The 18,079-nt window shown below is 72.1% G+C and carries 14 protein-coding genes; 5 read left to right on the top strand and 9 right to left on the bottom strand.

The window, feature by feature from the left end; genetic code table 11:
• Positions 1 to 14: 14 nt before the first annotated feature.
• Positions 15 to 1,187 (bottom strand): TetR/AcrR family transcriptional regulator, encoded by a 1,173-nt coding sequence (locus ACOKM3_RS39450; protein ID WP_426906100.1) that lies wholly within the window; start codon positions 1,185 to 1,187, stop codon positions 15 to 17.
• A gap of 226 nt (positions 1,188 to 1,413) precedes the next feature.
• Between ACOKM3_RS39450 and ACOKM3_RS39445 the strand changes: the two genes are divergently transcribed.
• The 3 genes from ACOKM3_RS39445 to ACOKM3_RS39435 all read left to right on the top strand — a co-directional run bounded on the left by ACOKM3_RS39445 (position 1,414) and on the right by ACOKM3_RS39435 (position 5,878).
• Positions 1,414 to 2,619, top strand: a complete 1,206-nt coding sequence (locus ACOKM3_RS39445; RefSeq protein WP_426906099.1) for an EfeM/EfeO family lipoprotein — start codon at positions 1,414 to 1,416, stop codon at positions 2,617 to 2,619.
• Positions 2,616 to 3,851, top strand: a complete 1,236-nt coding sequence (gene efeB / locus ACOKM3_RS39440) for an iron uptake transporter deferrochelatase/peroxidase subunit (RefSeq protein WP_426906098.1) — start codon at positions 2,616 to 2,618, stop codon at positions 3,849 to 3,851. The genes ACOKM3_RS39445 and efeB overlap by 4 nt, the downstream gene beginning before the upstream one ends.
• Positions 3,852 to 4,009: 158 nt before the next feature.
• Positions 4,010 to 5,878: a phospholipase C gene (locus ACOKM3_RS39435; RefSeq protein WP_426906097.1), complete on the top strand. Its 1,869-nt coding sequence runs from the start codon at positions 4,010 to 4,012 to the stop codon at positions 5,876 to 5,878.
• Between the two features lie 69 nt (positions 5,879 to 5,947).
• On the opposite strand, the gene ACOKM3_RS39430 is transcribed toward ACOKM3_RS39435, so the two are convergent.
• The 5 genes from ACOKM3_RS39430 to ACOKM3_RS39410 form a co-directional block, all read right to left on the bottom strand.
• Positions 5,948 to 6,361, bottom strand: a complete 414-nt coding sequence (locus ACOKM3_RS39430) for a VOC family protein (RefSeq protein WP_426906096.1) — start codon at positions 6,359 to 6,361, stop codon at positions 5,948 to 5,950.
• A 60-nt stretch (positions 6,362 to 6,421) separates the two neighbouring features.
• Positions 6,422 to 7,576, bottom strand: coding sequence for an FAD-dependent oxidoreductase (locus ACOKM3_RS39425; protein ID WP_426906095.1), 1,155 nt, complete (start codon positions 7,574 to 7,576; stop codon positions 6,422 to 6,424).
• Positions 7,577 to 7,764: 188 nt separating this feature from the next.
• Positions 7,765 to 8,412 carry a class I SAM-dependent DNA methyltransferase gene (locus ACOKM3_RS39420; protein ID WP_426906094.1) on the bottom strand — a complete coding sequence of 216 codons (648 nt, stop codon included), beginning with the start codon at positions 8,410 to 8,412 and terminating at the stop codon, positions 7,765 to 7,767.
• Between the two features lie 127 nt (positions 8,413 to 8,539).
• A complete protein-coding gene (gene menC, locus ACOKM3_RS39415; protein ID WP_426906093.1) occupies positions 8,540 to 9,646 on the bottom strand; it encodes an o-succinylbenzoate synthase in 1,107 nt (368 codons plus the stop codon).
• Positions 9,643 to 10,473, bottom strand: a complete 831-nt coding sequence (locus ACOKM3_RS39410; protein ID WP_426906092.1) for a chorismate synthase — start codon at positions 10,471 to 10,473, stop codon at positions 9,643 to 9,645. The genes menC and ACOKM3_RS39410 overlap by 4 nt, the downstream gene beginning before the upstream one ends.
• Before the next feature lie 117 nt (positions 10,474 to 10,590).
• On the opposite strand from ACOKM3_RS39410, the gene ACOKM3_RS39405 reads away from it, so the two are divergent.
• Positions 10,591 to 12,168 (top strand): PucR family transcriptional regulator, encoded by a 1,578-nt coding sequence (locus tag ACOKM3_RS39405; RefSeq protein ID WP_426906091.1) that lies wholly within the window; start codon positions 10,591 to 10,593, stop codon positions 12,166 to 12,168.
• On the opposite strand, the gene dapE is transcribed toward ACOKM3_RS39405, so the two are convergent.
• The gene (dapE, locus tag ACOKM3_RS39400) at positions 12,157 to 13,296 is read right to left on the bottom strand and encodes a succinyl-diaminopimelate desuccinylase (protein WP_426906090.1); all 1,140 of its coding nucleotides are present in this window, start codon (positions 13,294 to 13,296) and stop codon (positions 12,157 to 12,159) included. The two genes, ACOKM3_RS39405 and dapE, sit on opposite strands and share 12 nt — an antisense overlap.
• Positions 13,297 to 13,436: 140 nt before the next feature.
• Between dapE and ACOKM3_RS39395 the strand changes: the two genes are divergently transcribed.
• Positions 13,437 to 14,909, top strand: coding sequence for an APC family permease (locus tag ACOKM3_RS39395; protein WP_426906089.1), 1,473 nt, complete (start codon positions 13,437 to 13,439; stop codon positions 14,907 to 14,909).
• A gap of 4 nt (positions 14,910 to 14,913) precedes the next feature.
• Here the strand turns inward: ACOKM3_RS39395 and ACOKM3_RS39390 are convergent, their stop codons facing one another.
• On the bottom strand, positions 14,914 to 16,545 hold the full coding sequence (locus ACOKM3_RS39390) for a fucose isomerase (protein WP_426906088.1): 1,632 nt from the start codon (positions 16,543 to 16,545) through the stop codon (positions 14,914 to 14,916).
• Between the two features lie 38 nt (positions 16,546 to 16,583).
• Positions 16,584 to 18,077 (bottom strand): FGGY-family carbohydrate kinase, encoded by a 1,494-nt coding sequence (locus ACOKM3_RS39385; RefSeq protein ID WP_426906087.1) that lies wholly within the window; start codon positions 18,075 to 18,077, stop codon positions 16,584 to 16,586.
• Positions 18,078 to 18,079: the final 2 nt, after the last annotated feature.

Here is an 18,079-nt window from a genome sequence, read left to right as displayed (position 1 = left end):
TTGGGGCCCACCGCTCAGAGCCCCAGCGCCCGCACCACAAGTCCCGCCACGGTGGCCCGGTGCTCGGGGCTGTCCCGCCATCGCATGCGTCGCCCGGCCTCGACCACGACGCCGAACCCGGCGTGCACCAGGACACGGGCCTGACGCGGGTCGAGCTCGGGGCGGGCCGCCCTCAACTGCCGTTCCCATACGGCGATGTGCTCGCGCTGCGCCAGTACCGCGGGGCGCCGCAGCTCGGCCGGCAGGCCGCCGAACTCCGCCTCCGCGACACTCGTCAGCGCGGTGTGCCCGAAGCTGTACGCCACGTACGTCGCCGCCAGCGCCGCCACCGCTTCATGCGGGTCGGCCGCCCCCTCCAGGTTCTGGTCCACCGCCTGGGCGAGCAGTCCCGCCGCCTGCAGGCAGGCTGCCGCGAGGATGTCGACCTTGCCCGGGTAGTGACGGTAGAGCGCGGACGGGGCCAGGCCCACCGCCTCCGCGATCTGGCCGTTCGTGACGTTGGCGAACCCGTCCCGCGCGAACAGCGGGACGGCGGCCGCGAGGATCTCCGCGCGCCGCGAGCGCGCCACCGGGAGCGCCGGGAGTTCGATGGCCCGCTCGCTCCCCTTGGCAGGCGGAGCCGGCTCCGGGTCCTTCTCGACCAGCCGCAGGGCGCACGTCAACAGCAGGTCCTCGGAACGGCGTTGGGCGATGGACGTGCGGTGCATCGTGATCGACCCGATCGCACCGAGCGCCGCCACGACCCGCAACTCCGCGCGCCCGCCCGGGTGTTCCCGGCGCACCGCCTCGGTCACCCGCCCGACGACGCGCGCGAACTTGCCCCGGAGCAGCCGGCGGTCCTCACCGTCGAGGTACCGGGCCTCCCACCGGTACACGCCACCCTCCGCCCGGCGCTTCACGGTGATCCGGACGAGGGCCCTGAACAGCTCCGCCGTGTCCGCCTCGGGCGGCAGCTCGTCGAGCGTGGCGACGAGCCCGTCCACCATGGCGTGCGCGCACTCGGAGAACAGCGCGTACTTGTTCGGGAAGTGCCGGTACAGAGCCGCCGCGGTGATGCCCACTCCGGCGGCGATGTCCTCCATGGACGCCGCGTGATAGCCGCGTTCGCTGAAGAGTCGCCCGGCCGCCTCGACGATCAGCTGCCTGCGGTTGCGGGGCCGGGTGGCCGGCATCGGCTCCGTGGTCATGACCGGGCTGACGAGCGCGGGGACAGGGACAGGAGCGGGGCCATACGAGCCAGTCAATCACAGGCCGGGACACGCGCCGTGGCGTGCGCGGGCCTGTGTACGGAGTGTGCGCACGCGTGAACACACGTCAACTCTTGGTCATGATTTTCGGTGGACGGCTGTTCGCGTGGAGCGTGCGGCTTAGCATCGGCCCGTCACGCACCGTACGACCCTCTTGGAGGCCCGGATGTCGAGGCCCGGTGACGGGTGGCGGCGCAGACGACGGTGGTTGTTCACCGGGGCACTCGTCGTGCTGCTGTGTCTGCTGGTGGCCAATGTCATCGCGCTCACCCAGGGTGAACACGACCGCGGCGATTCCCCCGACGGTCCGCCGCGCACGCTGGTCGAGGTGTCCGGGAGCCACTGCGGCAGGGGCTGGGACGAGCCCGCGCCGGGTGTGCAGGTCTTCGCGCTGCGCAACACCTCCGCCGCCTCCGCCGAGGTGTCCTTGGAGAATCCGCGCAGCCATGTCGTGTACGGCGAGGTGGAGGACATCGGGCCTGGCACGACGCGGGAGTTGACGGTGCGGCTGGGCAGGGGCGCGTACGCGTTCAAGTGTCTTCCCGAGGATGCGGACGCCGTCACGGGGCCCACGGTCCGTATCCGCGAGGGGCGTTCGGGGCCCGCCGCCGCGCCGGTCACCACGCACGACCTGATCCCGCCGGCGATCTCCTACCAGAAGTGGGTCGGCGACGGCCTCGACAAGGTGGTCCGCCTCACCGGGACTCTGCGCGACGCCGTCGACCGGGGCGATCTCGGCGCCGCCCGCACCGCATGGCTGCCCGCCCACCTCCAGTACGAGCGGATGGGCGCGGCCTACGATGCGTTCGGCGACGCCGACGGACGGATCAACGGCACGGACGCCGGGCTGCCGGACGGCGCCCACGACAAGGACTTCACCGGCTTCCACCGCGTCGAGTACGGGCTGTGGCACGGCCAGTCGGCCCACGAACTGCGCTCCCCGGCTGCGGCGTTGCTGAAAGCGGTCACCGCGCTGCGCGAGGACTGGGCGCAGGCCCGGATGGACCCGGCACAACTGGGCCTGCGGGCGCACGAGATCCTGGAGAACACGGTGCAGTTCGAGCTGACGGGGCGTACGGACTTCGGCAGCGGCAGCAATCTCGCCACGGCCCGCGCCAACGTGGACGGCACCCGCGAGGTCCTCTCCCGCCTGCACCCGATCCTGACCCGGCGCTACGCCCATCTCCCGTCGCTGGAGCGGGACGTGAAGCAAGCCGGGCGGACCCTCGACGGACTGCGTCACGACGGTCACTGGCCACCGCTGGAGGAGCTGAGCCGTGCGCAGCGTGAGGGCGTCGACGCCCGGTTCGGAGATCTCGTCGAGCGTCTGGCCTCGGTGGCGACGCTGTGCGATCCGCGGAGGACGGTGTGAGCGGCGCGGGTGGTGTCGGGCGGCGCGGGCTGCTGCGGGGTGCGGCGCTCGCCGGGGTCGGGCTCACCGCGAGCGGCGCGGCGGCCCCGGTCACCCCGCCGGTCGGGGCGCCGGTCGACCCACTGGCCGCACCCGTCGCCGCGTTCCACGGCGCGCGGCAGGCATCCGTCGTGGCGGCGCAGCGCCGGGCCACCGCGTTCGTCTCCCTCGACGTCACCGCCGACAGGCGGGCCGAACTCGCTGATGCACTGCGGGCGTTGACCGACCGCTGCCGCTTCCTCGCCTCGGGCGGGACACCGGAGCCCGCCGGAATCACCGCGCCGCCTGCCGACTCGGGGGTGCTCGGTGAGCGGCTGCCGGGCGGGGCGCTCGCGGTGACCGTGGGCGTCGGGGCGTCGCTGTTCGACGAGCGGTTCGGGCTCGGCCGGCGCAGACCGCGCAGGCTCACCGCGATGCCCGCCTTCCCCGACGACGACCTCCGTCCCGACTGGTGTCACGGCGATCTGAGCCTGCAACTGCACGCCGACGACCGGGACACGGTGCTGCACGCGCTGCGCGACATCGCCCGGCACACGCGCGGTGCGCTCCAGGTGCGCTGGCGCATGGACGGCTTCACCAGCCCGCCGCGCCCCTCGGGGACACCGCGCAATCTGCTGGGGTTCAAGGACGGCACCGCCAACCCGGACACCGCCGACACCCGCGCGATGGGCCGCCTGGTGTGGGTCGGCAAGGACAGCGACGAACCCAAGTGGGCCGTCGGGGGCAGCTACCAAGTCGTCCGGTTGATCAGGATGTTGGTGGAGTTCTGGGACCGGGTGTCGCTGAGCGAGCAGGAGCGGATGTTCGGGCGTTCCCGCGCGTCGGGGGCGCCGCTGGACGGCGACGCGGAGCACGACACACCGAGGTTCGTCGACGACCCCAAGGGCGACGTCATCCCGCTGGACGCCCACATCCGGCTCGCCAACCCCCGCACCCCGGACACCGCGGGCCAGCGGATCCTGCGCCGCGCGTACAACTACGACCGGGGCACGGACGCCAACGGCAACCTCGACATGGGTCTGCTGTTCTCCTGCTACCAGCAGGACCCGCGGCGGCAGTTCGAGACCGTGCAGAAGCGGCTCGCGGGCGAACCGCTCACCGACTACATCTCCCCGTTCGGCGGCGGCTATTTCTTCGCGCTGCCGGGCGTACGCGACGCCGACGACTGGTACGGCCGCGCGCTGCTGTCCTGAGGCGTCTCCCAAGCGGACCTCACCACTGCGGAAAGCTTCCGCTCACAAGCGGTCAACAGGTGGTCAAGATCTGCCCGTTGATATAGATGCAGGGCTCACTCAAGTGCCACCGTACGTGCGCATGCACGCCGTCGACGTGGGTCGGAGGACGCACATCCATGGACAGCAAGGCACGTAGATCCAGGTCGGTGGCCGGTGGATCGGCGAACGGGAGATCAGTGGTGCGAGGCCTGGGCGCGCTGGCGGGAGCCGCCGCGCTCACCGTGCTCGGCGGCGCCTCCCCCACGTGGGCGGCCGCACCCACGGGGCACTCCTCCGACACCGCCACTCCCATCAAGCACGTGGTCGTGCTCTTCGACGAGAACAACTCCTTCGACCACTACTTCGCGACGTACCCGAAGGCCGCGAACACCGACGGCACCAAGTTCACGCCGGCCAAGGGCACGCCGAACAACATCGACACCCTCGCGCACGCGGGCCTGCTGAAGCGGAACCCCAACCAGTACACCCCCAAGCGGCTGAGCCCGGACCACGCGGTGACCTGCGACCAGAACCACTCCTACGGGCCCGAGCAGTACGCGTACAACGGCGGCAAGGCCGACCAGTTCGTGCAGAACACCGAGGTCGACAAGTGCAGCGGCGGCCTGTTCGGCGAACCGGGCCTGGTGATGGACTACTTCGACGGCAACACCGTCACCGCGCTGTGGAACTACGCCCAGCACTACTCCCTGAGCGACCGCTCCTACGGTTCGAACTACGGCCCGTCGACGCCGGGAGCCATCAACCTGGCCTCCGGGAACACGCACGGGGTCATCTCCACCGACCCGGCCTCCAGCACCGAGAACCCCAAGCAGACCGACAAGCCCGACAAGACCGCGGTCCAGTCGCCCGACGCGCACGGCGTCGGCACGATGATCAATGACCCGGACCCGTCGTTCGACGACTGCTCGGACAAGAACCACACAGCGGCCAGTGCGCTCGCCACCATGAAGGGCAAGAACATCGGCGACCTGCTCAACACCCGCAAGGTGTCCTGGGGTTGGTTCCAGGGCGGCTTCCGGCCGAGCTCCGCATGGAACGGCGAGGACGGCTCGTACGCCAAGTGCGAGGAAGCGCACGCCAATGTCGGCGGCGCCTCGACCCTCGACTACAGCCCGCACCACAACCCGTTCGCCTACTACAAGACGACGGCGAACCCGCACCACCTGGCGCCCACCAGCGTCGCGGAGATCGGCCACGCGGGCCGCGCCAACCACAATTACGACCTGACGGACTTCTCCGCCGCCGCGAAGGCCGGCCACCTCCCGGCCGTCAGCATGGTCAAGGCCAGCGCGTACCAGGACGGGCACGCCGGCTACTCCGACCCGGTCGACGAGCAGCACTTCCTGGTGAACCAGATCAACGCGGTGCAGAGCTCGCCGCAGTGGAAGTCGACCGCGATCGTCATCGCTTACGACGACTCGGACGGCTGGTACGACCACGCCTACATCCCGCCGCGCAACGGTTCGAAGGACACCACGGTCGGCTCCAACGGCAAGACCGCCGACTCCCCCGCCTGCCAGAACGGCCCGGCGGCGGCCGGGGGTTACCAGGATCGCTGCGGCCCCGGCACCCGGCAGCCGCTGCTCGTGATCTCCCCGTACAGCAAGGTCAACAAGGTCGACCACACCATGACCGACCAGGCGTCCATCATCCGGTTCATCGAGGACAACTGGCACACGGGACGGATCGGCGACCACTCCTTCGACGCCACCGCGGGTCCGCTGTCCGGCATGTTCGACTTCAAGCACCCCAACAACAGACAGCTGCTGCTGAACGCCGACGGCTCGGTGAAGTCGGAGGGCGCCCTGCACGCCGTCGCCCCCGTCACGACGCACATCACGCCGGGCCCGCCGATGCAGAACACGGCCGCGACGACCGACGACTCCCCGGTGCTCCCGGTGAGCCTCGGTGTGGCCGCGCTGCTCGCCACCGGCGCCACCGGCACGTACCTCACCCTGCGCCGCAGGCAGCGCACCGCCGCCTGACGGCGCGCCCCCAGACTGCCCGGCACGGTCCAGCGCCCCCTGGACCGTGCCGGGCGGGCCTCGCGCCCGCTACTGATCGCTGATGTTGACCATCCAGTTGATGCCGAAGCGGTCGGTGCACATGCCGAACTCGTCGCCCCACATCTGCTTCTCCAGCGGCATGGCGACCGTTCCATTGGCCGCCAGCTTGTCCCAGTAGCCGTGCAGTGCCCCGGCGTCGTCGCCGCTGACACTCACCGAGATGTTCGTGCCGACGGTGCGGTCCATGCCGGGCGGGGTGTCCGAACCCATGATCGTGAAGCCGGCCGGGGTCTCGAGCAGGGCGTGCATGATCTTGTCGGCGAAGTCGGCGGGCGCGCCGCCGCCACCGGCGGAGCCGAAGGTGTTCAGGGTGAGCTCGCCCCCGAACACGTCCTTGTAGAACTCCATGGCCTGGCGGGCGTCCCCGTCGAAGGCGATGTACGGGTTGAGGCGAGAAGCCACAGCGGTGTCCTTTCCAGGGGGCCGCACGCGGGTGCTGCATGCGGGTGCTCTGCGTGGGTGCTACGTGTGGGTGCTACGGACTTCCGCATTATTCGGCGTCGGCTCCGCCTGCGCACGGTGAAGCTCGGCAATCAGCTCCTGCAGGGTGTGGTCGTCGGCGTCGGCCCCGTGGGTCTCGGCGGTGCGGACGAACATGGCCTGCTCGTACGCGGCCAGCGCGGCTTCCACGTCGCCGGGGTGCGCGGCGAGCGCCTGGGCCAGCTCGGCCCCGTCCACCATGGCCAGATTGGCGCCCTCGCCGTTCGGGGGCGCGAGGTGGGCCGCGTCGCCCAGCAGAGTGACGCCCGGCACCCGCTCCCACCGGTGGCCGGTCGGCAGCGTGTACAGGCGGCGCAGGGTCGGCGCGCCGTCGGCCTCGGTGATCAGTGCGGTGAGCTCGGGCGCCCAGCCGTGGAACTCCGCCGCGATGCGCTCGGTGGCGGCGGCGTCGGTGAAGTCGATGGCGTCGAACCACTCCAGCGGCTCTTCGAGACCCACGTAGGCGTGCAGGGTGCCGCCCCGCTCCCGGTGCGCGAACAGCTCCCGGCCCGGCTTCAGCGAGATCATCATCCCGCCGCCGACCGCCTTCGCCGTGGCCGGGTGCCGGGTGTCGGACTCGTGCAGGTAGGTCTCGACGACCGACTTGCCGGAGTACGCGGGAGTGGCGGCGGAGAGCAGCGGGCGGACCCGGGACCAGGCGCCGTCCGCGCCGACCAGCAGGTCCGTGACGACGGTGGAGCCGTCGGCGAAGGTCACCTCGTGGCGTCCTGCATCGAGGGTGCGGACGCCGCTCACCTTGTGGCCCCAGCGGACGGTGTCGGCCGGGAGGGAGTCGAGCAGGATCTGGCGCAGTTCACCCCGGTAGACCTCGGGGCGGCCGCCCGTGCCGTCGTCGTCCTTCTCGAACAGCACGGTGCCGTCCGGTTCGAGGATGCGCATGGCCTCATGGCCCTCAAGTACGAGCGCGCGGAACTCGTCCATCAAGTCGGCCGCTTCGAGGGCGAGTTGCCCGTTGTAGTCGTGGATGTCGAGCAGCCCGCCCTGCGCACGTGCGGTCGGCGAGGGCTCCGCCTCGTGGACGGTGGCGGGTATGCCGTGGAGGTGCAGGACGCGGGCGAGGGTGAGCCCGCCGAGACCGGCGCCGATGATCGTGACGTGCTTGCTGTCCGTGGCCATGGGTGGGGTCCTTCCGGATCGTACGTGGGCCGCGGGGCGTACTGCCCCCCGGCCGGCACCGTTGTCGTACGGCGCCCACAGCCACCAATCTCCCTGCGGCCCACGACAGATCACCTACAGACCACCGACCGCCGCCGACATCACGCCGACAGCGGCCCCGCACACGCCGGAATCACCGGGCGGATCCGTCAGCGCAGCACCTCGAACGCCCAGTAGTCCGCGGGCCCTTCGGCCGTGTACGGCACGTCGCGCCGCCGCTCGACGACCTTGAGGGCGCCGTCGTCCGCCTGCCGCCGCACGTACTCGACGAAGTCCGAGCCGGCCAGGTACTTCGAGAAGGTGCTCACCAGGACGAGGCCGCCGGGTTTGGTGACACGCAGCAGCCCCCGCACACCGGTCGGCGGCACGTGCCCCAGCGTGAAGACTCCACAGCAGACGGCCACGTCGTAGCTGTCGTCCGCGAACTCCACCAGGCCCCGGTTCATGTCCACGCCCGCGGTGAGCGAGCGGTAGACGCCGGTCTTGCGGGCCTCGGCGACCATGCCCTCGCTGAGGTCGAAGCCGTCGATCACGGTGACACCGTGCCGCGCGAGCACGCCACCGACCAGGCCCGTTCCGCAGCCCGCGTCGAGGACCACGGACCCGGCCCCGATCGCGCCCGGATGGTCGCCCGCCATGGCGCCGAACAGTTCGCCGATCTCGTGGGGGCCCCGGTAGTCGGTGGTGCGCAGGTCCTCGTCGTACGAGGCCGCCCATTCTCCGTAGTACGAGTCGATGCGGTCGGGAACACCGTCGAGACCGTGCGCCTTCTTGATCCGGTCCTGGCTCTCTGACACCCAAGTCTCCCTTGTCGTCGGACGGTTCACGCCCCCGGCGGGCCCGATTCGACCCGCCCAGGGGTGACCGTCACGCCGCTACCCGGAAAGCCCGGATCCGAACATGACCGGGGTGTCGACCCACCGGTTACAGCCAGTGGGTGGCGGTGGTGAAGCGCGCGAGGGTGTCCGGCAGCGGGTCGATGCCGATTCCGGGGCCCGAGGGCACCGACAGGCAGCCGTCCTCGTCGAGCACGAACGGCTCGGTGATGTCCTCCGCGTAGTAGCGGCCGGAGGCCGAGGTGTCGCCGGGCAGGGTGAAGCCGGGCAGCGCGGCGAGCGCCAGGTTGGGGGCCCGGCCGATGCCGGTCTCCAGCATGCCGCCGCACCACACCGGCACACCGTTGGCGACGGCCACGTCGTGGATGCGGCGGGCCTCCAGGTAGCCGCCGACGCGGGCCGGCTTGACGTTGATGATCCGGCAGGCCTCCATGGCGATGGCCGTGGCGGCGTCCCGCGCGCTGTGGATCGACTCGTCCAGGCACACCGGCGTCGCGATGCGCTGCTGGAGCCGGGCGTGGGCGCGCAGATCGTTCTCGGTGAGCGGCTCCTCGATGAGCAGCAGCCCGAACTCGTCCAGTTTCCGCAGGTGTTCGGCGTCGGCGAGGGTGTACGCGGTGTTGGCGTCCACCTGCAGCGGCAGCGCGTCGCCGAAGCGCTCGCGCACCGCGCGCAGCGGCTCCAGGTCCCAGCCGGGCTCGATCTTCAGCTTGATGCGGACATAGCCCTCGGCCAGATACTCCTCGACGTCGTCGAGGAGTTCAGGGATGGAGTCCTTGATGCCGACGGAGACACCCGCAGGCACCTTCTGCCCGGTGGCCGAGCCGAGATACGTCGCCAACGGCATGCCGTACGCGCGCAGTTCGGCGTCGAGCAGTGCCGTCTCGAGGGCGGCCTTCGCCAGCTCGTTGCCCTTGACCGGTTCCATCGCGGCCCCGGCGGCGGCCGCCCGCGGCTCGGGGAGCGCCTTGACGCGCGGCAGCAGGAAGTCCCGGATGACGATCTCGGCGCCCGCGATGAACTCGGAGCAGTACAGCGGGTCGGGGTCGCCGGCGAACTCCGACCAGCCCTCGGCCTCGTCGGTCACCACGTGCAGCAGGAACGCGTCCTTGCTGTCGACGCTGCCGAACGAGGTGCGGAACGGCTTGACCAGCGGAATCGCGATGTGCAGCAGCTCTACGCGTTCGATCTTCATGCCTGGTCCTCCTGGGCGGTGGAAGCAGAGGATGGGGTCTCCCCTGCTCGAGCGGATCCGAGAGCTTGGGGAAGGGTGAGCAGGTACCAGCCGTCGCGGGACATCGCGGTCGCCCGCAGGCCCTCCGCGTACGCCGAGGTGAAGACCTCGCGCACGGCGTGCCGCCAGCGCAGCGCGGTGTCCGGGTCAGTGGCGCGCAGGGCGACGATGTCCTCGGGGACGCGGCACCACAGGCGGTTCGCGTCGCGGGCGGCGAGCGGGCCGCCGTCCGGGGCCTTGGCGAGCACGGCGGCCTCGGCGCGGCCCTCGGCCGGGTCGCCGACCGCCGGGGCGTCGGCCGTCAGGTCCCACAGGGCGGTGAGGCGGTCGGTCTCGTCGCCGTTGTTGATGCCGTCGTCCATGGGCCCGTAGAAGTCGACCTGGTACTCGCTGGCGACCGCGCCCAGCTTCACCAGGTTGAAGCGGGCGTTCCTGGCGACGAGCGGGTCGAAGGTCCAGCGCATGGTGCGGGCGCCGCGTTCGAGCGCCCAGGTGCGCTGGGCCTGCTTCACGAGGTAGCCGGTACCCCGGTCGGAGGTGGCGGCCGCGGCGGCCAGCGAGTAGATGTCCCGCTCGGCGGGCGGTCCGAACACGGCGACCGAGGCGCCGACCACGGCGCCGCCCGACCGGGCCGCGTGCACGGCGCCGCCCGCGTGGGCGACGCTGTGCAGCACATCGGTGTGGAAGGGCGGGGCGGCGCGGGGCATCTGCCACACGTCGGCGAGGAAGTCGGCCACCGCCCGCAGTCCCGCCACGTCGTCGACGGTCGAGGTCGTCAGATCGTTCATGGCCACGAGTCTCGGGGCGGACGGCGGGGAGGTCCTTGTGGTGGTGGCCAATCATCGGCGTCTAGCCTGTTGCGATCGGACAATCCCCCGCTGCCGCCGTCGGCGAAAGGTTCACCCATGGACACCTGCACGCTGGGAAACCTCCTCGACGCGCTCGGCGGCTCCACGCTGCGCCTGCTCAGCGCCCCGCACGGCCGCACCGTCCCGGTCACCGAGGTGCTGCTGCACGACCCGCACACGCCGCTGCCGGAGCGGGCGCCGGGCGCGCTGCTCCTCGCCGTCGGTGTGCGCGCGGGCGAGGCGGGGCCACTGGTGCGTGACGCCGGACGGGCCGGGATGGCGGGTGTCGTGGTGCGCGGCGACGGGTCGGACGCGGTTCCGGACGCCGAGGCGGCGGGTGCCGCGCTGCTCGGGACGGACCGGGACGCCGCGTGGCACCAGGTGTTCCAGCTGCTGTCGTCCGTCGTCGGCGCGCACGGCACGCGCACGGCGCCGCTGGGCGAGGACGCGCTGCCCGGTGATCTGTTCGCGCTGGCCAACGCCGTCGCGGCGGCCGTCGGCGGGGCGATCGCCGTGGAGGACCTCGGCCGCCAGATCCTCGCGTATTCGACCGTCCCCGGCCAGCCCGTCGACGAGACCAGGCGGCAGGGCATCCTCGGCCGCCAGGTCCCCGGCAGCCCGGAGAACGACGAGGACTACCGCCGCCTGTACGCCGCCGAGGGCCCGCTGAAGCTGCCCGGGGTGACCGCCGAAGAGCTGCCCCGCCTCGCCACCACGGTGCGCGCCGGGGGCGAGCTGCTCGGCTCGATCTGGGCGGTGGACACGGGGAGCCTGGCCGCCGACGCCGGGGACGCGCTGCGCCAGGGCGCCTCGGCCGCCGCGATGCTGCTGCTGCGGGCACGGGCCGCCGACGAGCTGGCCCGGCACCTGAGCAGCGACCTGCTGCGCCGTCTGCTCGACGGCTCCATCGAACCGGCCGCCGCCGCGCACCGCCTCGGCCTCGCGCCGGACGCACCGGTGCGGGTCGCTGCGTTCGCGCTCGCCGGCGCTGCGACCGCGCAGGACGGTGGGCAGGCGGCGCTGCGCCTGCTCGACCTCGTACGACTCCAGTGCCAGACCCGGTACGGGCAGCACGCCTGCGTCCTGCTCGACGGTGTGGTGTACGCGCTGCTGCCGGTGGTCGGGGCCGCGGATCACGCTGCGGACCGGCATCTGCGGATCGCCGAGGACATCGTGCGGCGCGCGGAGGAGGCGCTGCGGATCTCCGTGCGGGCCGGGCTCGGGCACGCGGTGCCGGGTGTCGGCGGGGTCCGGGACTCGCGCGACGACGCCGATCTGGTGCTGCGGGTGCTGGGGGCCGGGCAGGTGGCGGACGCCGGGCAGGTGCGGGCGCGGACCTCGCTGCTCGTGCTCGGCGAGTTCCTGGCCGACCGCAGGGACCAGGAGGCCGGGCCCTGGCGGGACGTCCTCGCGCACGACGCCGAGCACGGTACGGAGTACGCCCGTACGCTCATCTGCTGGCTGGACGCGGGGTGCGACGCGGGACGCGCGGCGGAGCGGCTGGTCGTGCACCCCAACACCTGCCGGTACCGGCTGCGCAAGGTGCAGCGGCAGCTCGGCATCGACCTCGACGATCCGGACCAGCGGCTTGTGCTGTGGGTGCAGTTGCGGACGCTGGCGGGGCTACGCGGCTGACTCCTCCGGCAGCAGCCACCCGCGCAGCCGCTCCTCGCACGCCCTTACGTCGGCCATCGGCACGAACTCCCCTGGCGTGTGCGCCAGTTGGGGGTCGCCGGGTCCGCAGTTCAGCCCCGGGACGCCGAGCGACGCGAAGCGTGCCACGTCGGTCCAGCCGAGCTTCGGGCGCGGTTCGACGCCAAGCGCCTTGACGAGCCCGGCCGCCATGAGTCGGTCGAGCCCCGGCAGCGCGCCCGGCTCCACCTCCGTGACGCGCACCTCGTACTCGGGGAAGAGCCCGCGCACATACGCCTCCGCCTCCTTCGGCGAACGGCTGGGCGCGAAACGGAGGTTGACAGTGACCACGCACTCGTCGGGCACGACGTTGGACGACACTCCGGCGCGCACGGCGACGGCGTTGAGGCCCTCCCGGTACTCCAGGCCGTCGATCGTGATCCGCTCCGGGACGTGCGCGTGCAGGCGGGTGAGGACCTCGCCCGCGAGGTGCGCGGCGTTGCTGCCCATCCAGGCGCGCGCGGTGTGCGCCCGCTGCCCCGGCACGACGATGTCGGCGAGGAGGAAGCCTTGGCAGCCCGCCTCCACTCCGGCGTCGGAGGGTTCGAGCAGCAACGCCAGGTCGCCGTGCAGGAGTTGGGGCCTGAGTGCGGCGATCACGGCGAGGCCGTTGCGGTCGCCGGCGATCTCCTCGCACTCGTAGAAGGCGAAGGTCACATCGCGGGCGAGCGATCCGCGCGCGTCCGACGCGGCGGCGGCCAGCTTCAGCGCGACCGCCACGCCGCCCTTCATGTCGCAGGCGCCGAGCCCGTACAGCCGCTCGCCGTCGCGGCGCGCCGGGAGGTTGCCCGCCTCCGGGACGGTGTCGAGGTGGCCTGCGAGCACGACCCGTTCGGGCCGGCCGAGGTCGGTGCGGGCGACGACGGAGTTGCCGACGCGCTCCACGTCCAGGCCCGGCAGCGCGCGCAGCGCGGTCTCCACGGCGTCGGCGAGCGGGCCCTCGGCGCCGCTCTCGGAGGGCATGTCGACCAGTGCCTCGGTGAGTGCGACGACGTCGGCGGCGAGGTCGAGGGGCACGGCTGATCTCCTTCGCGTCTGCGGCGCGGGGTGTCCGCGGGGTGCGTCCACCATCCTCGGACGACGGCAGCGGCGGCGGGTTGTGACATCGGCCAACACCCCACGAGGCACTTGTGCCGATCGGCCAATGTGCGGGGCCCGCCGGTCCCGAAGGATCCGGGTCCTCACCGACCACTCGTCGTACTGGAGGACCCATGGGCCCAGTGGCCACTCAGCTGTTGCGCCGCAAGCCTCTGGAAAGCATCGTCGCGGCTGCCGAGGACGAGGGCGATCCACAAGATCCGCAGGACGGCCCCCGCCTGGAACGCACCATGGGCCTGGGGCGGCTGACACTGCTCGGCATCAGCTCCGTGCTCGGCACCGGCATCTTCTTCGTCCTCGGCACGAGCGTGCCCACGGCCGGGCCGGGCGTCGTGCTGTCGTTCGTCATCGCGGGCACCGTCGCCGCCGTCGCGGCGCTCTGCTACGTGGAGTTGGCCGGGGCGATCCCGGTGGCGGGCAGCACCTACTCGTACACGTACGCCTCGCTGGGTGAGGGCATCGCGTACCTCGTCGCGTGGTGTCTGGTCCTGGAGTACGGGGTGGCGGTGTCCACCGTCGCGGTCAGCTGGGGCCAGTACCTCAACGAGGTTTCGGACGCGCTCTTCCGTGTCACGCTGCCCGACGCGATCAGCGGGCCGCCGGGCGCGGGCGGTCTGGTGAACATCCCGGCGATCGTGGTCGTCCTGGCGTGCACGGCGCTCCTCGCCCGCGGCACCCGGGAGTCCGTCCTGGTCAACTCGATCCTGGTGTGCGTGAAACTCGCCGTCCTCGTGATGTTCGCGGCGGTCGCCCTCACCGCCTTCCGGGCCGATCGCTTCGCCGACTTCGCGCCGCACGGGCTGGGCGGCATCACCGCGGCGGCCTCGGCCGTCTTCTTCTCGTACGTCGGTTTCGACACGGTCTCGACGGCGGGCGAGGAGGTGCGCAACCCGCGCCGCACCATCCCGCTCGCGCTCCTTCTGACGCTCCCCGTGGTGACGGCCCTGTACATCCTGGTCGCGGTCGCCGGCATCGGCGCGCAGCCGGAGGGGGCGTTCGCGCGCCAGGAGGCGGCGGGCGAGGCGGTGCTCGCGTCGATCCTCACGTCGGTCACCGGCTCCGGCACGGCCGCGCTGATCCTCTCCGCCGGCGCGGTCGTCTCCATCTTCAGCGTCGTCCTGGTCACCCTCTACGGGCAGACCCGCATCCTGTTCTCGATGGCGCGGGACGGCCTGGTGCCCCAGGTCTTCCGCAGGGTCGACCGCAAGCGGCACACTCCCGCGGCCAACTCCTGGATCGTGGGTGTCGCGGTCGCGGCGCTCGCCGGCTTCGTCCCGCTCCAGGAGCTGGCCGACCTGACGAGCATGGGCACGCTGATCGCCTTCGTGGCGGTGGCAGCGGCAGTGATGGTGCTGCGCCGCATCGCCCCCGACGCGCCGCGCCCCTTCCGGGTCCCGCTCTACCCGGCGGTGCCGCTCCTCACCGCCGCCGCCTGCGCCTACCTCGCGTACCAACTGCCGGGCCTGACCTGGACGTTGTTCCTGGGCTGGCTGGCTCTGGCGGCCGCGCTGTACCTGGGGTTCGGGCGGCGCAGGTCGGCGTTGCGGGAGGGGGTCGAGCGGAAGGCGGAGGCGGCGGCTCGCTGACCGGCTACATCCGCACGTCTCCGCACAGGTGGACGCGGAGCCCCAGTTCGCGGAACATCGTGGCTTTGGCGCGCAGCGCCTTGTCCGCGGTGTCCGCGTCGGGAGCGTAGGCCACGTTGAGGTGGTTGGCCTTGTGGCGGGCCATGAACTGGTCGCGGGTCACGCCGTGCAGGACCGCGTGCATGATGGGCCACTCGGGGTTGGTGGCGTTCAGGCGGCGCTCGGTCTCCGCCTCGGGGAGCTCGACGACGGTGGCCCGGCCGAGGTCCGCGTGCAGCACGCCGTCCATGATGAAGACGCGGGACCAGACGATCTCGCCGGGCTTGGAGACACCACTGAGCGTGCCGCCGCCGAGCGGGAAGAACATGGGCGGCTGCCGCTTGGCGTACGACTTGCCATAGCCGCCGTGGTGGGAGGCGGGCACCGACCCGGAGATCTCGAAGACCCAGACGAACCGCCCGTCGTACTCCTCGCCCCAGCGGATGTCGTGCAGCGTCGTCGCCGGGTCGAGGCCCATCGCGGTCCAAATGCGGTTCGTGGCAAGGGAGTCGACGGCCACGCCCTCGTCGACCTCGTTGAAGTGCGGCAGCGGGGCGCCGGCGTACAGCTCACGGGAGCCGTCGCGGGAGCGGACGGCGGGCCGCTCGACGTTGTTGAGCAGCCCCTCGGCGAGGTCGCTCGCGGGGACGGTGTCCTTGAGCCCCTGCTGGTACTGGATGCCGACCGCGTCGAGGCCGAAGTCGTCGGAGAGGCGCAGCGCCGCGATGTACATCTTGAACTGGCTGAGCAGCTGGGCGTCGGTGAGTTCGGTGGCCTCGTCGCTGCCGGTGTGGAAGGTCATGCCGGCCGCGTCCAGCCAGTCGCGGACGGCCCCCGCCTCGGCGTCCGTCACCTTGTTCATCTCGACGACGAGGGCGCTCTGCGACAGCCGTTCCTTGTAGATTCCGAGCGGGTTCAGGAGCTCGTCGTCGATGATCGCGTTGTACATGCCCATGCAGCCCTCGTCGAAGACGCCGATGACGGCCTTCTCCTCGCGGAGCTGACGGGCCAGGGCGGTACCGAGTTCCGTCTCGGCGTCGCTCTTCAGCGGCGGCAGATCCCGTACGTGACTGGTGTCATGGCTGAGTGTGCCGGTCTCCAGCCAGGTGCGCAGTCCTTCGCGGGCCCAGTCGTCGGTGAAGTCCTCGCTCCACAGCACCGAGTGGGCGATGCCCGCCTTGGTGAGGCTGGCGGTGAGGTTCAACAGGCCGACCAGGCCAGGGAATTCGCCGCTCCAGTTGGCGACGACGAGGATCGGGCCGCGGTGGCTGCGCAGGCCCGCGAGCACATGGTGGCTGTACTGCCACACGCCCTCGACGACGATCAGCGGGGCGTCCGGCGGGAGTTGCTTGAACACCTCTATCCCGGCGCGCTGGCTGTCGATGAAGCCGTGCCCCTTTGCCTCGTCGACGGGGTGGCCGCGGCGCACGGTGCGGCCGAGGTCGGTGAGCGCGGCGGCCAGGTCCGCCTCCAGCTTCTGCTGCGAGGGCCATCCGGTGATGTTCGCGGAGGGGCGCAGGTCACCGCTGGCGACGGTGTAGACGGTGCCTGGCTCGGCGGCGGGCAGGACGAGGGGCTGGGGCAGGGCGTACGTCATGCGGTGACTCCAATGCGTGCCATACGAGTGGGGGTGTGTCAGCGGGTCTGGAGGTCGGCCAGGGCGTGCGCCACGTCCGCCGACGCCGGGTAGAGGTCGCGGTAGAGCGCGTACAGCTCGTCGTAGCGGGCCGTCACCTCGGGGCGCGGGGCGAGGCGTTCGGCGACGGGGTTCCAGTCGTCGATGCGGGCGTCGTCCGTGACGAGCTGCGCGGCGAGGAGGGCGCCTCCGTAGGAGGCTCCGACGGAGGTCGTCCGCACCTCCTGCGTGCGGCCGGTGACGTCGGAGACGATCTGGGTCCACAGCCGCCCCTGCGTGCCGCCGCCGACGGCGACGACGCGGCGGATGTCACCGCCCGCGGCCTCCAGCGCCTCGATGTTGTGCCGCACGCCGAAGGCGGTGGCCTCCAGGGCGGAGCGGTACAGGTCGCCGCGTGTGTGGCCGAGGGTGAGACCGGCGATGACACCACGGGCGCGCGGGTCGTCGACGGGCGTGCGCTCCCCGGCGAAGTACGGCAGCATCAGCAGGCCGTTCGCGCCGGGCCCCGACTTCTCGGCGAGGCCCAGGAGTTCGGGGTAGTCGACGTCGCCGAACAGGTCGCGCAGCCAGCCGGTGACGGCGCCGGACGTGGCCATGCCGCCCGCGAGGTTGCGGGTGTCGGGCAGTGCGCCGACTGTGCTCCACAGCGCGGGGTCGCGCAGCAGGTCGGGCACGGTGTGCACGAGGAACATGGTCGTGCCGTACATCAGCATGAGGTCGCCGACGCCGTGCGCCCCGACGCTGAGCGCCTCGGCCCAGGCATCGACGGTCCCGGTGGTGACAGGGATACCGACGGGCAGGCCGGTGGCGCGGGCGGCCTCGGCGGTGACGGTACCGGCCGCCTCGCCGGACCAGCGCAGCGGCGGGAGTTCGACGCCGGGCGCGATCCGCTCGGCCCACGGGGCGTACCAGTCGCGGGCCAGGGTGTCGTAGAGCGGGGTGCACTGGCTGGCGGAGTGGTGGTCGAGGACGTAAGCGCCGGTGAGCTTGCGGGCGAGCCACGAGCTGGGCATGTAGAGGCGGCGGGCGCGGGCGAACAGCTCCGGCTCCTCGTCGGCGACCCACGCGACCTTGGCGCCCGCCGCCTGCGAGGTGAGCCGCGAGCCGCACCGCCGGGCGATCTCGTCCGCCCCCAACTCCCTTTCCAGGCGCTTGATCTGGGCCACGGAGCGGGTGTCGACGCCGTACAGGATCGCGGGCCGCAGCGGCGTGTCGTCGGCGTCGGTCAGCAGCACGCACGGTCCCATGCCGCTGACCCCGACGGCGACCACGTCCGTGTCCCGGGCGGACGTCAGCTCGCGGGCGAGAGACACGAACTCGTCCCACCACACCTCCCCCGGCATCTCCACGTGCCCCGGTGCGGGACGGTCGACGGAGTGCTCGCGGACGGCGGTGTGCAGCACGGTGCCGTCGAGGGCGACGAGGATCCCCTTGCTGCTGGAGGTGCCGATGTCGACGCCGATGACGGCTGACTGGGGCTGGGACTGGGGCATGG

It is taken from the genome of Streptomyces nidicola, assembly GCF_050106155.1.
In the GTDB taxonomy this organism is placed as follows: Bacteria; Actinomycetota; Actinomycetes; order Streptomycetales; family Streptomycetaceae; genus Streptomyces.
Note: the sequence above shows the minus strand (reverse complement) of the source record. Positions and strands in the feature narration are given on the sequence as shown.

What these genes read in the sequence shown, in the direction of transcription:
- ACOKM3_RS39450 (WP_426906100.1), bottom strand. Translation starts at nt 1,187, where the DNA reads ATGACCACGGAGCCGATGCCGGCCACCCGGCCCCGCAACCGCAGGCAG.
- ACOKM3_RS39445 (WP_426906099.1), top strand. Translation starts at nt 1,414, where the DNA reads ATGTCGAGGCCCGGTGACGGGTGGCGGCGCAGACGACGGTGGTTGTTC.
- ACOKM3_RS39435 (WP_426906097.1), top strand. Translation starts at nt 4,010, where the DNA reads ATGGACAGCAAGGCACGTAGATCCAGGTCGGTGGCCGGTGGATCGGCG.
- ACOKM3_RS39425 (WP_426906095.1), bottom strand. Translation starts at nt 7,576, where the DNA reads ATGGCCACGGACAGCAAGCACGTCACGATCATCGGCGCCGGTCTCGGC.
- menC (WP_426906093.1), bottom strand. Translation starts at nt 9,646, where the DNA reads ATGAAGATCGAACGCGTAGAGCTGCTGCACATCGCGATTCCGCTGGTC.
- ACOKM3_RS39410 (WP_426906092.1), bottom strand. Translation starts at nt 10,473, where the DNA reads ATGAACGATCTGACGACCTCGACCGTCGACGACGTGGCGGGACTGCGG.
- ACOKM3_RS39405 (WP_426906091.1), top strand. Translation starts at nt 10,591, where the DNA reads ATGGACACCTGCACGCTGGGAAACCTCCTCGACGCGCTCGGCGGCTCC.
- dapE (WP_426906090.1), bottom strand. Translation starts at nt 13,296, where the DNA reads ATGGTGGACGCACCCCGCGGACACCCCGCGCCGCAGACGCGAAGGAGA.
- ACOKM3_RS39395 (WP_426906089.1), top strand. Translation starts at nt 13,437, where the DNA reads ATGGGCCCAGTGGCCACTCAGCTGTTGCGCCGCAAGCCTCTGGAAAGC.
- ACOKM3_RS39390 (WP_426906088.1), bottom strand. Translation starts at nt 16,545, where the DNA reads ATGACGTACGCCCTGCCCCAGCCCCTCGTCCTGCCCGCCGCCGAGCCA.
- ACOKM3_RS39385 (WP_426906087.1), bottom strand. Translation starts at nt 18,077, where the DNA reads ATGCCCCAGTCCCAGCCCCAGTCAGCCGTCATCGGCGTCGACATCGGC.